Annotated in this window: 14 protein-coding genes; 12 read left to right on the top strand and 2 right to left on the bottom strand. The window is 35.8% G+C overall.

The features are described from left to right. The first annotated feature begins 714 nt into the window (after window positions 1–714). The 5 genes from F7732_RS16160 (at window position 715) to F7732_RS16140 (ending at window position 4992) form a co-directional block, all read left to right on the top strand. Window positions 715–1266, top strand: a complete 552-nt coding sequence (locus F7732_RS16160) for a TetR/AcrR family transcriptional regulator (protein ID WP_151575043.1) — start codon at window positions 715–717, stop codon at window positions 1264–1266. A 330-nt stretch (window positions 1267–1596) separates the two neighbouring features. Continuing rightward, window positions 1597–2352, top strand: a complete 756-nt coding sequence (locus F7732_RS16155; RefSeq protein ID WP_151575042.1) for an SDR family NAD(P)-dependent oxidoreductase — start codon at window positions 1597–1599, stop codon at window positions 2350–2352. Between the two features lie 91 nt (window positions 2353–2443). Further along, window positions 2444–3478, top strand: coding sequence for a zinc-binding dehydrogenase (locus tag F7732_RS16150; protein WP_151575041.1), 1035 nt, complete (start codon window positions 2444–2446; stop codon window positions 3476–3478). A 364-nt stretch (window positions 3479–3842) separates the two neighbouring features. Next, window positions 3843–4307, top strand: a complete 465-nt coding sequence (locus F7732_RS16145; protein WP_151575040.1) for a GNAT family N-acetyltransferase — start codon at window positions 3843–3845, stop codon at window positions 4305–4307. 85 nt (window positions 4308–4392) lie between these two features. After that, window positions 4393–4992, top strand: a complete 600-nt coding sequence (locus F7732_RS16140; RefSeq protein WP_151575039.1) for a kinase — start codon at window positions 4393–4395, stop codon at window positions 4990–4992. Between the two features lie 98 nt (window positions 4993–5090). Here F7732_RS16140 and F7732_RS16135 read toward each other — a convergent pair whose 3' ends face one another. Continuing rightward, entirely contained in the window at window positions 5091–5414 is a 324-nt protein-coding gene (locus F7732_RS16135) for an ATP-binding protein (RefSeq protein WP_151575038.1), read from the bottom strand. A 576-nt stretch (window positions 5415–5990) separates the two neighbouring features. Between F7732_RS16135 and F7732_RS16130 the strand changes: the two genes are divergently transcribed. The 3 genes from F7732_RS16130 (at window position 5991) to F7732_RS16120 (ending at window position 9941) form a co-directional block, all read left to right on the top strand. Then, on the top strand, window positions 5991–6812 hold the full coding sequence (locus F7732_RS16130) for an alpha/beta fold hydrolase (protein ID WP_151575037.1): 822 nt from the start codon (window positions 5991–5993) through the stop codon (window positions 6810–6812). Continuing rightward, on the top strand, window positions 6809–8257 hold the full coding sequence (locus tag F7732_RS16125; protein WP_151575036.1) for a PAS domain-containing sensor histidine kinase: 1449 nt from the start codon (window positions 6809–6811) through the stop codon (window positions 8255–8257). The genes F7732_RS16130 and F7732_RS16125 overlap by 4 nt, the downstream gene beginning before the upstream one ends. Window positions 8258–8963: 706 nt before the next feature. Beyond that, window positions 8964–9941, top strand: a complete 978-nt coding sequence (locus tag F7732_RS16120; RefSeq protein WP_151575035.1) for a DUF3231 family protein — start codon at window positions 8964–8966, stop codon at window positions 9939–9941. Between the two features lie 490 nt (window positions 9942–10431). Here F7732_RS16120 and F7732_RS16115 read toward each other — a convergent pair whose 3' ends face one another. Continuing rightward, window positions 10432–11664: an MFS transporter gene (locus F7732_RS16115; protein WP_151575034.1), complete on the bottom strand. Its 1233-nt coding sequence runs from the start codon at window positions 11662–11664 to the stop codon at window positions 10432–10434. Window positions 11665–12224: 560 nt separating this feature from the next. Here F7732_RS16115 and F7732_RS16110 point away from each other — a divergent pair. The 4 genes from F7732_RS16110 (at window position 12225) to F7732_RS16095 (ending at window position 15575) form a co-directional block, all read left to right on the top strand. Further along, window positions 12225–12443 carry a hypothetical protein gene (locus tag F7732_RS16110; RefSeq protein WP_151575033.1) on the top strand — a complete coding sequence of 73 codons (219 nt, stop codon included), beginning with the start codon at window positions 12225–12227 and terminating at the stop codon, window positions 12441–12443. A 293-nt stretch (window positions 12444–12736) separates the two neighbouring features. Beyond that, complete coding sequence (locus F7732_RS16105; protein WP_151575032.1) at window positions 12737–13315, top strand: sugar O-acetyltransferase; 579 nt, start codon at window positions 12737–12739, stop codon at window positions 13313–13315. A 710-nt stretch (window positions 13316–14025) separates the two neighbouring features. Further along, entirely contained in the window at window positions 14026–14391 is a 366-nt protein-coding gene (locus F7732_RS16100) for a cyclophilin-like fold protein (protein WP_151575031.1), read from the top strand. Between the two features lie 173 nt (window positions 14392–14564). After that, a complete protein-coding gene (locus tag F7732_RS16095) occupies window positions 14565–15575 on the top strand; it encodes an ROK family transcriptional regulator (RefSeq protein ID WP_151575030.1) in 1011 nt (336 codons plus the stop codon). The last annotated feature ends 27 nt before the right edge of the window (window positions 15576–15602 follow it).

Raw genomic sequence — 15602 nt, 5'->3', positions numbered from 1 at the left:
TATTTTAAAGATAATGTTAATATATAAGAAACTTCAGCTAAATCATCGCAGGTGTTATGTCTCTCAAATTATTATTAGTTCCATTCTTTTTTCAATAAAGTAAATAACGTATCCCTATCATTAGGAGATTTTGTCTAATTACAATTATTATAATTTTTTTAGGGATTTCCTATGCCGATCTTAAGATACGGAACTCATCAGGTATCGATTATTTATTTGTTATCACTTTGTTTAATAAAATGAATAGAAGAATCATCGGAAATAAAGCTATGGGACCTAATGAAGAAATCGGTTACATTGGTTAGGTAGATGTAAAAATTTTGACTATCTTTAAGATCGGTTGGAAAGAACTAAAGTATGTATCATTTAACGTAAACAAACGGCGGCTTATAATTAACCAGCTGCCATTGAGGGAGCTTATTTCTATTTCACTAACAGGGCAGAATAGTTTAAGTGCATTTTTTCACAAAGTAATCAGCATAGTTATGAAAAGGGAAATAGGCTTTTTCTATAAGTGTTTATTATAAATATGCAGTTCGCTTAACCATAAAATTCACATCCTACCTTATTAACGATGAATCTATAAATAAATTTATAATAATTTAACATTGATTGGTTAATCAACATCTGTTAATAATTATATAAGAAAAAGGATGCTTTCAATCGTTAACTGAAAGCCAATTGTTGATTATTAGGAAAGATTGGTGATTTCAGATGTCTAAAGTGGATAGAAGAGTTCTTAAAACACAAGAATTCTTAAAAAAAGCGGTCATTGAACTGATGGCTGAAAAAGGTTTCGATGATATTACCATTCAGGAACTTGCCGACAGGGCGAATGTTAATCGAGGAACCATTTATCTTCATTACTTGGATAAATTTGATTTACTAGATAGACTCATTGATGAACATATTAATGTACTAAGAGTAATGTGCGAGGAAGCAGCAGAAATGAAATTAGATTTTGTTGAATCGAATGTAGGCTGGTTTGAGTACTTTGAGAGCAATTATTCATTTTTTTCAACAATGTTAAGAAGTAGTCAAGCTTCTTATTTTCGCAGTCGATTTCAAGCACTTCTTATGGAAGAAATTAAAAATGATATCAACACAGCAAGAACGATAAATCGAGATTTGAATGAAGAGGTTATACTTCAATTTGTTGTGACATCTTTTGTAGGAACGGTGGAATGGTGGATCACAAAAGAAATGCCTTTTCCACCTCGTGTTATAGCAGAACAGTTAGGGATATTATTAGATAGGATATACTGAAGCCCTTAAGTAATAATTACCTTTATCTGGAAATACTTTGGAGCTGACTTCACTCTTTGAAACAACCGAACCTATGACTGAATTTATATTTTACCACAAGGTTAGCCAAATTTTTCTGGCTGACCTTTTTATTTGTTTCACAAAAGATAATCAACAATTTTATTGATTTGTTTGAATAAACAACGAATCAGTTTCTTTTAACCATTGAAAGTAATTAGGTTCCATTTATAATTATAAACAGCTGCTGATTAAACGAAAGTTGTTGATTTATGGAGCGAAACTCACTCCAAATTGTTAGGTTTATTTATAACATGATTTGGAGGAATCGTTATGACAAATATGAAAGATAAAGTAGTAATCGTAACAGGAGCAGGGTCAGGAATTGGGCTGGCAACTGCGCAACTATTTGCTAAAGAAGGGGCAAGTGTAGCTTTGGTTGACATAAATGAACCAAAGCAACAAGCTGAGGAGTTAGTAGTTGCAGGTTATAATGCAATATCGATTTGTTGCGATGTCTCAATTGAGAAAGATGTTGAGGCTATGGTAAAAAAAACAGTTGATACATTTGGAAGATTAGATTATGCATATAATAATGCTGGTATTCAAAACCCAGTGACAGATACGGTTGATTTGAAGGAAGCTGTTTACGATGATGTGATGAATGTTAATACGAAAGGTATTTGGCTTTGTATGAAGTATGAGTTGCTTCAATTAATAAAGCAAGGGACGGAAGGCGCTATTGTTAATTGTTCTTCAATGGGAGGATTAATTGGTGTTCCGGGACGTTCTGTATACCATGCTTTTAAGCATGGTGTATTGGGATTAACAAAAAGTACTGCTTTAGAGTACGCTTCAAAGGGAATTCGAATTAATGCAGTTTGTCCAGGAATTATCGAAACACCCATGGTTGAAAATATGCTAGCTACAGAAAGTGACGCAATGGACGAATTAATGAAACAAGTCCCAATTGCCCGTCTAGCTAAAGCAGAGGAAGTTGCATCTGTTGTACTTTGGTTATGCTCTTCTTCCGCAAGCTATGTAATTGGGCAAGCAATCTCAGTTGATGGTGGATATACGGTTCAATAATTGATTAGACACCCAGTATATTTTTAAGTGCAGGTTTAAAAGTTCGTTAAAATCTATAACAGAAACTAAATTTTAAAGGTGGAGTATTAATATGAAAGCAAATATTATGTACGCAGCTGGTGATGTACGCGTAGAAGAATTGCCAGTACCAAAAGTACAATTACAAACAGATGCAGTATTAAAAGTGGTTGCTTCCTGTATTTGCGGTAGTGACTTGCACCCTTATCGCAGCATGCATTCTCATGATCACCCTGAAGGCGAAGCAATGGGGCACGAAGTTATTGGAAGAATAGAGAAAATGGGTTCAGAAGTATCTGGATTTGAGAAAGGCGATTTGGTTATTGTACCTTTTGCTTTTGGAGATAACACTTGCCCATACTGTCAAGAAGGATTGATGACTTCTTGTGTTCATGGAGGCTTTATGACAGGCTGTCAAGCTGAATACGTTCGTGTACCTCAAGCACAGGGTAGTATGTTTAAATTACCAAAAGAGATTGATGAAAACTCTCCTCTTCTGCCATCCTTATTAACATTATCTGATGTTTATGGTACTGGATATCATGCAGCTGTAATGGGAAGCGTAAATGAGAACACAACAGTAGCAGTTATAGGTGACGGTGCAGTTGGTCTTCTTGCTGTTATGGCCGCAAAGAAACTTGGAGCGGAGAAAATAATTCTTATGGGTCGTCATAAAGAACGTACTGATCTTGGAATTGAATTTGGTGCTACACATGTTATACCAGAACGTGGAGAAGAAGGTGTAGCAAAAGTACGTGAGCTTACAAATGGTGAAGGAGTACATGTGGTTTTAGAATGTGTTGGTCTGAAGCCAGCTTACGAAATGAGTATTGGAGCTGTGCGGGCTGGTGGAGTAATCAGTCGCGTTGGAGTTCCGCAGTATGAAGAAGCTGCTGTTGGCTTTGAGAGTTTATTTGGCCGAAACATTACACTAACAGGAGGACCAGCACCTACACGTGCTTATATGGAAGAACTATTACCAGATATTTTAGACGGTACACTGGAACCTGGTAGAGTGTTTGATGTAACAGTTGACTTTGATGGTGTTCCGGAAGGTTATCGACTTATGAACAACCGAGAAGCACTTAAGGTATTGGTTAAGCCATAATTTACTCTAATAGTGCGAAATTTTAAAAGAAGCTAATCTTCTTTTAAGAGCTTCTTATTATTAAACGAATAGCAAACGGTGCTTTCCTAAGATTAGGAAAGCTCTTTTATATAGTTAAAAATGGAAAGATCCTGTAAATAATAACTGTTTGAAAAATAATAGTTTGTGAATATACACACTTACACTAACGGGTGCTTATATCCAAGATCAGCTGCCAAATCAGGCGGCTTTTCTAATTCTATAAACTGGGCAGCATTCCTGTAATAAGTGAAACCTTGCGTAAGATAGAAATGGTGCAGTTTACTTTAAGAAGGACGATTCAATATAATAAAGAAATATGCATATCAACAAAAGGGTGATTAGTATGGATATTGATTTTTTGTCAAACCATCCCGATAAAATAAATGAAGTTTCTGAAATGATTTTTAAGGAATTTGTAGTAAAAACGGGTAGTGGTTTGAAATATGAAGATGTTGTTAAACACTTTTCAAATACAAAGGATAATGCACTTCCGATAACACTTGTTGCTTTAGAGAACGGTGTATGTTTAGGAACCGTATCAATCTTTGAAAACGATTTAAAAATAAGAGATATGTATAAACCATGGCTTGCATCTCTATACACGAAACCTGAGTATCGTGGCAGGGGTGTTGGACAACACTTAGTAACAAAAACCGTAGATGTAGTCAAAGAATTAGGGTTTAATGAACTATATTTAAGAACAGAAGACGAAACTGAATATTATAGAAATAGAGGATGGACTTATCTTGAAACTGTTTCTGATGATAAATACGAAAAAATTGATGTATTAAAAATAAAGTGTATTTGAATTAATGAACATGTACTTTGTGAAAAATTGCACTTAAAGTAACGGGTTCTATAGTGCAACTAAGCATATTAAAATTTGGGTGGGAATGGACTTGGAAGATAAAATAACAAATTTATTTAGAAGAATTCCAAAAGTTGAACAAGGTCAAAAGGTTATTCTAGGAATAGATGGATTAAGTCGTTCTGGTAAAACAACAATAGTAAGATACATCGAACAGCATATTCAAAAAAAAAATATTTTGGCTTGTGTTTTGCATATAGACGATTACATTGTAGAGAGAGCAAAACGTTATAACACTGGTAATGAAGATTGGCATGAGTATTACAATTTACAATGGGATGTAGAATTGCTGAAAGAGAAGTTATTCAGGAAACTTAGAGAAGCTAATGAATTACAATTATTAACCTATGACAATACTTCTGATTCGCAAAAATTACAAACGGTTAAAATACCTGATACTTGTCTAATTATAATCGAAGGAGTTTTTTTACAAAGAAAAGAGTGGAGAGACTATTTTGATTTTATGGTTTTTCTGAATTGTGCACGAGAAGAGAGATTCAATCGTGAGAGTATTGATACACAAAATAAAATTGAGAAGTTTCAAAAGAGATACTGGAAAGCAGAAGATTATTATATGGAAACAGTTTCGCCAATCGAACAAGCTGATTTAGTTATTCAGAATTAAAAAAATTTAGAACATATAAACGTTGTGAGGGCTTACACTTAAACTAAAGGGTGCAATTCACTAAAAAAATTCTATTAAACTAGTATATTTTATAGTTTTCAGGCGAATAATGTTATTAATAGAACTATCAAATCATCTATGATAACTAAATCTGCTTCACTTATTCGTTTCATTTCATTCTGGTTTTCGATTTCCTCGTAATCTCTTCTGTTTTTAATGAATGGATTAGTCTCCCATGGTCGTGAAGCTGACTTTATATCCTTGATTAATGCCTCAATTCCGAGTCCTATCGAGAGGTGAGTTTTTCCTACACCTGGCGGTCCAATGAGAATTACATGATAGAGTTGCTCTATCCATGTTAAACCTTTTAACTGATTTAATTTTTTCTTGCTGCTTAAGAATTTCTGTTCACTCACTAACATCCAATTCTTCCACTGCACTATGAGAGGGAAATGTTGCACACTTATATCGTTTTACGAATTGCTTTCATCTCTGCGCTTTTGTTCATAGGATGCTACTTCAAGGAGAAACTGAGTAAAGGACAAGTCCTTTTTCTCAGCTTCTCTTATTAATTCAGGCAAACGATTAGCCGTTTCTGCTAACCGGAGAGTCCTCAATCAATCTTGTGCCTGCTCCATTTACATTTCCCACTTTTCCACCTTTGCATTGTCCCCCATATTTATGAGCTTATCATACAATGGAAAAGACATTTATCTTATTGGTATATTAGGGTAAATAAGTGTTTCAAATTGTTTAGCGAAAATTGTCTACTTTAGTTTTCATTAACATAGTAAGGTTTCGATCACATCTTAATCTCGTAAAGAAGCTCTATAGGTGCCCCAGGTTCGGTTGCGAAGTTTCAGTACTACTAAACTTATTGACTTGAAGTCGAATTACTTTGATAATTATAAATATAAAATTATGAAACTAGGTGAAATTTTTAAAATAATAATATTTATTGTGTGTTACCCATTCAATTTATCAAGGAGGCGCACTATGTGAACAGTGATATTGATATTATTAAGCGAAACGACGTGAAGATAACTGGTAATGGCGATAAGCCCATTATCTTCGCTCCAGGATTCGGTTGTGACCAGAGGATGTGGAGGTATGTAACTCCGGCTTTTAAAGAAGATTACCTCATTATTACTTTTGATTACGTAGGTGCAGGAAAGACTGATCTTCAGTTCTATGATCCTACACGATACAGTCAACTCACGGGTTATGCCCAAGACGTAATAGATGTTCTTTCTGCTCTCCAATTACAAGAAGCTATTTTTGTAGGACACTCCGTCAGCAGTATGATTGGACTGATTGCTTCTATACAGGATCCCAAGTATTTTGAACGTCTGATTATGATCGGACCTTCCCCTTGTTATATTAATGATCCTCCTGACTACGCTGGCGGTTTTGAATTAAGCGCTCTTGAAGGTCTCATTGATTTGATGGAGAAAAATTACATACATTGGGCAAACCAATTTGCACCAATGATTATAAAAAATGCTGATCGCCCCAATTTGTCCAATGAATTGGAGGAAAGTTTCTGTTCGACAGATCCAATAATCGCCGTCAACTTTGCAAGAGCAACCTTCTTCTCCGATAACCGGGAGGATCTCTTGAAGGCGACCGTTCCATCGCTTGTGTTGCAATGCGCTGATGATGCAATCGCCCCCAAAGAAGTAGGGGAATACATACATCGCCATACACCAGGTAGCGAAATACGATTTATGAATGCAACGGGACATTGTCCTCATTTGAGTCATCCTCGAGAAACAGTAGCAATAATTAAAGACTACCTTTCAAAGTTGCAAGATAAATGAACATAGATATAAATCAGATGCCTTGTGGGTTTTTATCACTGTCCAAAGACGGAGTCATTCAGTCGATTAATGATAAACTCTTGGATTGGATCAGTGCAGAGCGCAGCAATACTGAGGGTCGGCAAGTGAATGCAATTCTAACTGAGTCAAGTAAGCTTTTTTACCAACTTTATATTTATCCTATGATGAAAATGCAGGGCAAGGTGGAGGAGATGTACTTCTCTTTGAAATCTTGCGACGGGTCTGAAGTGCCAGTCCTTTTAAATGGAATATGCTACGAACGAGACGGAGAGATTGTTTTTAATTGTATCATTATCAGAACAGTAAATAGAAACAAACTAGAACATGAGCTACTTCTTGCGAAGAAAGCGGCACAGCAGGCTAAGCAATCAATAGTTGATACAGCTATTGACGCAATTATTTTGGCAAATCAAGATATGAAAATTATAGGGTGGAACAAAGCTGCAGAGGAGCTCTTCGGCTATTACGAACAAGAAACCATCGGGCAAGATATGGAGATCATTGTTCCAGAACATCACATAGAAAGGTACCGTCAAGTTGTGGAGCCTCTCTATGCCACAGGACTAACAACGGCGATTGGACGAATGGTTGAATTGAGCGGACTTCGAAAAGACGGCACGAAGTTCCCAGCGGAAATTACTCTTAACTGTTGGCAAACGAATGGGGAATATTACTGGAGTGCAATCATACGCGATATCTCAGAAAGGAAAAAGGCACAGGAACTTCTTTTGAATTCGGAAAAACTGAGCTTAGCGGGTCAGCTTGCTGCAAGCATCGCTCATGAAATTCGCAATCCATTAACAGCGATCAAGGGATTTCATCAATTGATGAAATCAGAGAATAACGGAAAGCCTTTCTATTTTGAAGTACTGACAGATGAAATGAATCGAATTGAACTCATTTTAAGTGAATTATTGCTACTTGCAAAACCGCAAGCTAAGCAATTATCGCAAGTGGATTTAAGAGCCTTGCTTGAGCGGGTCTGCATCCTTATGGAATCACAGATGCATTTACATAATATTGAAGTAGAATTAAAGTGCGAAGAAGATGTCGTGACACTCATTAATTGTAATGAAAATCAAATAAAGCAAATATTCATCAATTTTCTAAAAAACGCGATAGAAGCGATGCCAAATGGTGGACAAGTAATAATAATGGCTGACAACATTGATGAAGATAGTGTTCTCTTTCGCATTATTGACCAGGGAATAGGCATTCCCGAAGACAAACTTGAGAGAATTGGGGAACCATTTTATACAACAAAAGAAAGGGGAACAGGGTTAGGGCTTATGGTTTGTCGTAAAATCATTGAAGATCATCAAGGATCGTTAAACATCACAAGTAGATTGAATAAAGGAACCACGGTTGAGGTGCTTTTACCATTGGGGGAAAATACGCAAAAATATGTTTCATCGGGTCACTAGTTGCTTGGTGGGATTGCGGAAAGCTATTCATTATTCTTGGAAATTATATAACAATGCTGCGCAATATAACCATACTGTGAAGTAAAATGACATCTATTTAGCACTGATATTTTGGAAAGTTTCACTACAATTAACGGGGTGCTTTAATCCAATACGGATGAATGCCTTTTTATCTATTCAAGCACTAAACCAGCTAATAGTTTGCAAATTTTTTTCTAAAAAACTTCTAAAACCCGTGATATACTAAAAAAGTTCATGACAAAAAACCTTCCTTTAGATTACTGTTGGAAGGTTTTTCATTATTTAGTCAGATGTAGATTTTAAAAAAACCCCTCAAGAGTATGCTAAACTTTTAAAGCTCTTACGAAAAGTTTGCCATTATCAACAAAAGCTTGAACCTAGATTTTCCCCTTTTGAAATATCCAGACCAACGCTTGTTTTCACCCTCCATCATCTCCTATCTCTTTTATTTGCCGGTACCCTTATCCTTCTTGCAGTGTAACAGCTTCGGTTGTTATACGAGATCAATGTTCCATTCAGCCTCAATCATGTTTCTACTTCTATATCCACCCCTTCCGAAATAAATAATTTTTCTCCATTAAAACAATTCAGTGTGTTTTTTTTCCTAATTTATAAAGAATATATAGATATATCTAAGGGCTATAATAAAAACAATAGCTGGAAATAAGAGGAGGAAATAGTGTAAATGCATACTAAATTAAGTTCAGTTGAATTCGGAGCTTTATGGACAACTTTCCAAAAAAAAACAATGATTCTGCGAATATTGGATTACTTGATTAGTACAGCCGAAGATCAGGATGCCAGGGACTTAATGTCTGGGCTTTATGAAAAACTTCAACCAAAAGTCGAAGAAATCAAAACCTTAATTAAGAATGAGGGTGCCGCAATTCCAGAAGGATTTACTGATAAGGATGTCAATCTGAAAGCTCCAAGGCTATTTGAAAATGGTTTTGACATTATGTTCACTCGGATACTAAAGGAAGTAAGTATGGGGATGTATGTGCTTCACATGACAATATCTTACAGGCAGGATATTATCGAACTATATAAAAAACTTAGTGAGATTACCCAGGGTTATTACGACCAGTTTACTGCTTATCTGATTAAGCGAGACCTTCTTCCCCGTCCGAATTTTACTAACCTGCCTAACTCAATCACTTATATTGAAGATGAATCCTATATGACTGGATCTAATTTCTTTGGGAGTAGGAGGCCTATAAATACTGTTGAATTTGGATTAATGTACCACTCTGTTGAAGTGAATAACTTTGCTTTTCAATTGTTGAGAGGATTTTCACAATGCGCAACAGATATTGAGGCAAGAAAATACTTTACCAAAGGGGTTAATATCTCTAAAGAAATCCTACAAGGTATAGAAAAGGGCTTGTTACATGAGAACATAAAGGTTCCTGCTGCCTCGGGAGTTACAGTTACTAACTCAGAAATTGCTCCTTTTTCAGATAGGTTGATGATGTTTTGCACTTTTCTATTTGGCGGCTTTAGCTTAGGTGGACAAGGGTTTAGTTCAACATTCATATTAAGGGATGATGTGGTAGCAAAAAATGTTGTATATGGGAAGGATACTTTTGAATACACACGGGAAGGTGCCAAACTAATGATGAAAAAGGGCTGGCTAGAGGAGCCGCCTAAGATGGACCTTTAGGTTAGTTAATAGTTTGGAGGTAGTATTTTGGAGCATTATTAGTGGTAGAAATGGTCTTTACACACATTTAACAGTTTGAATTTTACACTATATTCAATTCTGGTCTTTTAGGGCTTTAAGAAAATTATTTTCTAGACACCAATCTAAACCCACAATAAAGAATCGAATTGAAAAGATTATAAGGGGAAGAGATTTTCGAGTATTGCTCTCCCAGGGTTTGGCCAGTTTAAATGGGCACTTAATAAAAGAGTTTATTCTTTATAGTTTGTGAACAATTGTACTTAAAATAGAGGGTACTTATCTTCAAGATCAGCTGGCAAAACCAGGCGGGTTTTTTATTCCATCAAAAGGACTGTTTAGCGAAAAAATCAGGAGGCAAACATGAACTAGTTATGAATAAAAATTGTTCAGGTTTGATTTTTGTTAACCGATGCTTTACATTTTTTATTTCTAGTCAGTCTAAGTCTTATTATTCTGAGGTGTTTTAGATTTAGTCATCTTCTATTCGAGCATTTCGCATCGATGAAAGACTGAACCATAGTCCGCATAAAGTTAGTCCAAATATCGAAATCCATAAAGCCGTTATGAAACCTAGTCCATCAGCGATGATACCTCCAAGTGGGGCGCCGATAACGACTGCACTACGGTTGATGGATCGCAGTGTGGCATTCATACGACCTTGCAGGTGAGATGGCGTGACATACTGTCGATATCCCATTTCAAGTGGACCCTCGATTCCCATGGCAAAGCCGTAAAAAAGCTGCCCTGCAATCACAAAAATGAGAGCTATGAACTGCGAGTCGGAACTGTTAGTTGCTAAAGGCAGAGCCATTAAGATAACTGCTGGACCATAGAGGATTCGTGAAAGAGACATTGCACGTCCGACACCCAAGCGCACACCGGCTAGAGGAGAAAGAGAGGTCCCTGCGACAGCACCGACACCTCCAGCGGCAAGGACAAACCCAAGCAGTGAGGCATGGAAGCCAAGTTCAATTAAAAAAATAGATACAAGGATCGTCATCGTCATGCTATGAAAGAGAAACCAGGCATGCGTGTTTAAAGCGAGGGTACGAAGGTATTGGTGTTGGTAGACCCATCGCAAACCTTCTTTGATTTGCTGACCAAGTGGACCCATTTTTACTTTCTCTGAGGGCTGGTGTTTAATCGATGCCATTAATACACCTGAAAACAGATATGAAATGGCATCAAAAAGAAGGGCAAATGGTGCACCGATCAACGAGACAAGTCCACCTCCAATGGCTGGACCGCTCGTCTCCGCAACAGCTGAGCTTTGTTCTAACCGTGCATTTGCACGTGTTAATAAAGGACGAGGAACTAATTGTGGCACAAAAGACTGGTAGGCAGTATCATTAAAAAGAGATAAAATACCAAAAAGTACCAGAAGAAACATGAGCCAGCCAATACTGATTACTCCTGTGATAGACATTAAGCATATGAAGGCAAGTATAAAACTGCGCCCTATATCTGTTGCCACCAATACAGTCTTTCGGTGAAAACGATCAACCAAAACCCCTGCTATTAATCCCAACAATACATACGGAAGCCATCTGGATGCTGAAATCCAGCCAACATCTACTGCACTGCCTTCCAAATTACCAACCACTAATACCTGAAGAGCCAGAGTTGTAATATATGTGCCAAAGCTTGAAGTTGTTGACGCAATCCAAAAACGAACAAAGCTTCTATTCTCCCTTAATTTCATCGGCCATCACCTCTTTTTTCCAATTTATTCACCTTATAAATATATTAATCTATTCTCGACTTTCAAAAAAGTTTAGACACAGTGTTTAGTATTTGACAGACCTAGGGAGAGTAGTGGAAGGCGTACATTGGTTATTTAAAAAATCTTAACAGATGTAAGTGAAAAAGAGATGGAAAGAGCAAAATTAAAGATTCAAGTCCTTAAGTGTGGAAACCACTGAAGCCTTTCCTCATCACGTTATAATTCTATATAGGAGTGAGTTTAGTTATCCTTTTTAATTCATATTATTATTTATAGAAAAACATACAGAGTTTGTGAAATGATGTACTTAAACTAACGATTGCAAGAGTTGAAGATCCAGTTAGGATAGGCAGAACACTTTTTTTATTCGACTAACGTGCAGGATAGTTTAATAAGTAGCCCAATTTATAATGATTTATGTCTATACAGAATTTTATTACATGCAATAGCTATATTTACAGTAGTTTTAATGAAAACGTTGTAATATTCGGTTATTTATGAAAATTCATGTTAATATAATGTCTAGGAGGTGCTTATTTGTGAATAAAAGGAAAAAAAACTTAATGTTAACATTTGTAATGGCTATTCTTGCTACAGCTATTGCATTACCGATGCTAAGTGCATTAGGTGTCCCTTCATTCAGTGTTGTATTGGTTTCTTTATTTGGAGGAGGAAATATTTTTGCTTTAATTTTTTCACTAATACTAATCCTTTCAATTGGTCTTAGTGTAGGGAAGCTTACTAAAAGTATTACCTGAAGAGCAGAATCAAAATAGACTGTAAAAAACGCTAAGGAGAAAATATCTTTAGCGTTTTTTATGTGTTAATTACAAAAAAAGAGAAGTTTGTGATTAAGTTTACTTAAACTATAGGATGCTTATATTCACATTCAGCTTCCAATTCAGGCGGCTTATCTTATGTAACAAACGGGGGAGTTTGTTTAAGGAGGAATATGTTGTTTATAAGAGAATTAAATAAGGAGTACCATAATTAATCTTTAAATTTAATAATTATTTATACTTTACAAGTCTAAACGTCAAGGAGGGTGTTCATGGATATCCATGATTTTTTAGCATATATGAATAGTGGAGAAGAGGTCGAGGGAAATTCGGAGATTCATCAGATGATGCACAAAGTCTCACAAGAAGCATTGAAGGTAACCGCCGAGTTAAACGGACGTTATCATACTCCCCAAGAAATCCAGGAACTGTTTTCTGTATTAATTGGTAAAAAGGTAGATGAATCATTTGCCATGTTCCCACCTTTTTATACGGATTGCGGGAAAAACATTCATGTTGGCAAGAATGTTTTTATCAACTCAGGCTGCTGTTTTCAGGACCAGGGCAAAATTAAAATTGGCGATGGTGTTCTCATAGGGCACAACGTCGTATTGGCAACTCTTAATCATGATATTAATCCTAAAAAGCGTAGTAACCTGCATCCAGCACCAATTTCAATTGGTAATGATGTCTGGGTTGGTTCAAATGCAACAATCCTTCCTGGTGTCACCATTGGTGATGGCGCAATAATCGCCGCAGGTGCAGTTATAACAAAAGACGTACCTCCCCTTGTTATCGTAGGTGGTGTGCCAGCGAAAGTGTTAAAGAAAATAGAATCCAGTGAGGAATAATACCCAAAATATTAGTAACTGATCTAGTTAAAAAGGGAGATTCTGAAAAAGGGAAATCGTTAGAAATATAGTTGATAACGAACCAGCATGAGTAAAGATTATTATTTTTTCTTTGTTCTGTTATCTAGAAGGCTTCATAAGCTCTTGAGATTTAACTATCCATATAGCAATTATAACCAAATAAGTACTAACCACATTTGACCTCCTGTCTTATACTTTGAATTTTATGTACTAACATATGGATTCATAAATAAAGGCAGTGGGTCATTTTAGTGGATGTAAGAATTTTCAAATTATGATAGAATGCATAGCGATTAAAAGAATTATGAATAGTAGACTTTTAATAAGGGGATAGATACCTTTCTACCCTGGGAATCTATGTTTGTGGGAGACATTATACTTTGTAATTCTATAGACATCTGGCATACGTTCAATGAGGAGGAGAAATGGTGAGAAAAGGGTTATAAATTTCACTTTTATTTTTATTGGGGGGATTTTAATGTTTATCACAGGTTGCGGAAGTAGTAGCAATGAAAGCGAAAATAACGGCGATACTACTCCAAATAACAATTCAAGTGGTGAAGACATAGTCAGAGTCGAAGATGTGAGTAATGTTCCAAACATTGAACACACTTGTTCATCATTTTTTCTAAATTCTAGAGGACAAACTGAATACTGAGAATTCGTCAGATAATGGAGATCTAGATAATATGGAAAATGTTAAAATTAAATTAACGTTTAATACCGAGGAAGTAATCGTGAACATGTATGATAATTCAGCAAGTAGAGATTTTTTAGCTCAATTGCCCTTAACGGTTACATTAGAAGATTATATAGAAAAAGAAAAAATTAGCATTCTAGGAGAAAAATTATCGGTAGATACAGTGACCGCTGAAAGCCAATCCCAAAGGGGGGATTTTGCTTATTATTCTCCTTGGGGAAATATCGCTATTTTTTATGAAGGTTTAGCCGATTCAACAAGTGATCTTATTATACTGGGTGAAATTGAAACCGGAAAAGAAACCTATGAAAGTATTCAGGCGGATTTCACTGTACATATTCTAGCGTTGTTTTAATAACAGGTTATTTCTATTGGTTTCCTTACTGTAACTTCATATGGTACAATATCAACATTACTTATTAAAAAGGTTTAATAAGTTTTTCTGGACACTTATTAAATGTAATTAATAAGTTGTATTATCACATGGTTTTTAGAGAAGTTTAATATGTTTTTTGGTGGTGGATCAACGTGAGTGAAATAATCTCTAATCCTAAAAATATAAAGAAGGTAATCCTTAGAGGGATTCGAACAACCCTTATAGAACGTGGAAGTGCTACAAAGGTTGAACTCAGCGAACAATTAGGAATTAGTTTCCCAACAATAAGTAAGTTTCTATCTCAGATGGAGAAGGATGGGGAAATTATTTCAGTTGGGTTAGATGATTCAAGTGGAGGAAGAAGAGCCAAAAGGTATTCTTACAATCCTGAGTATATGTTAGGTTTAGCCATTTTTTTAGAGGGAACAGGGACGAATTATTTGATTTTTAACTGCTTGGGGGAACAAAAGGAAGAAGGAGAGGCACCGAGTGTTTTAAAAGATGGTAACCTAGACTCGTTAACAAATTGCATTGAAAAACTAGTGATGAAATATCCCAAAATAAGTTCGATTGCAATTGGTGTTCCTGGAGCAGTTGATAAAGGTCGGATTTTTTATATACCAGGCTACCAGCAGTTTCAAAATTTTGATTTGAAAGGTTATTATGAAGATCATTTTTCTATTCCTGTAGTTGTTGAGAACGATATGAATGCTGCTGTTTTAGGGTACAACAATCGAGCAGTGAAGGACAAGGAATCTCTTATTTATTTGTATACAGGTCAAAATGGTCCTGGGGCGGGCATTATGATAAATGGAAATGTTGTAAGAGGAAGTACTTTTTTCTCTGGAGAGGTTCAATTCGTCCCTCAATATGATCATCGAAATTTCGGTCAAGCTTTGGTAAATGGAAGTGGACATATTACAGAGGAGCAAGAGATTGATGCAGTTAGCAGGTTAGTAGCTTCATTTGTTGCTATTATTAACCCTCATACCTTTATTTTTAGTAACAACGATGTAGATAAAGAGACATTAATTAAAATTACCAAAGGTAGCTCGAAATATATCCCTTTAGATCATCTTCCCGTGTTTACTGTAAGTGATTGGAAACAAGATTATTTATACGGATTACAAAGTCTGGGTCTTGATTTTATGATTAATGAATAAGTTATACTTTGAATTTCTTACTAGTTT

This window comes from Bacillus mesophilum, assembly GCF_008923265.1.
Taxonomy (GTDB): domain Bacteria; phylum Bacillota; class Bacilli; order Bacillales; family Cytobacillaceae; genus Cytobacillus; species Cytobacillus mesophilum.
The sequence above is the reverse complement of the archived record's forward strand: the minus strand, read 5'-3'. Positions and strand labels throughout refer to the sequence as shown.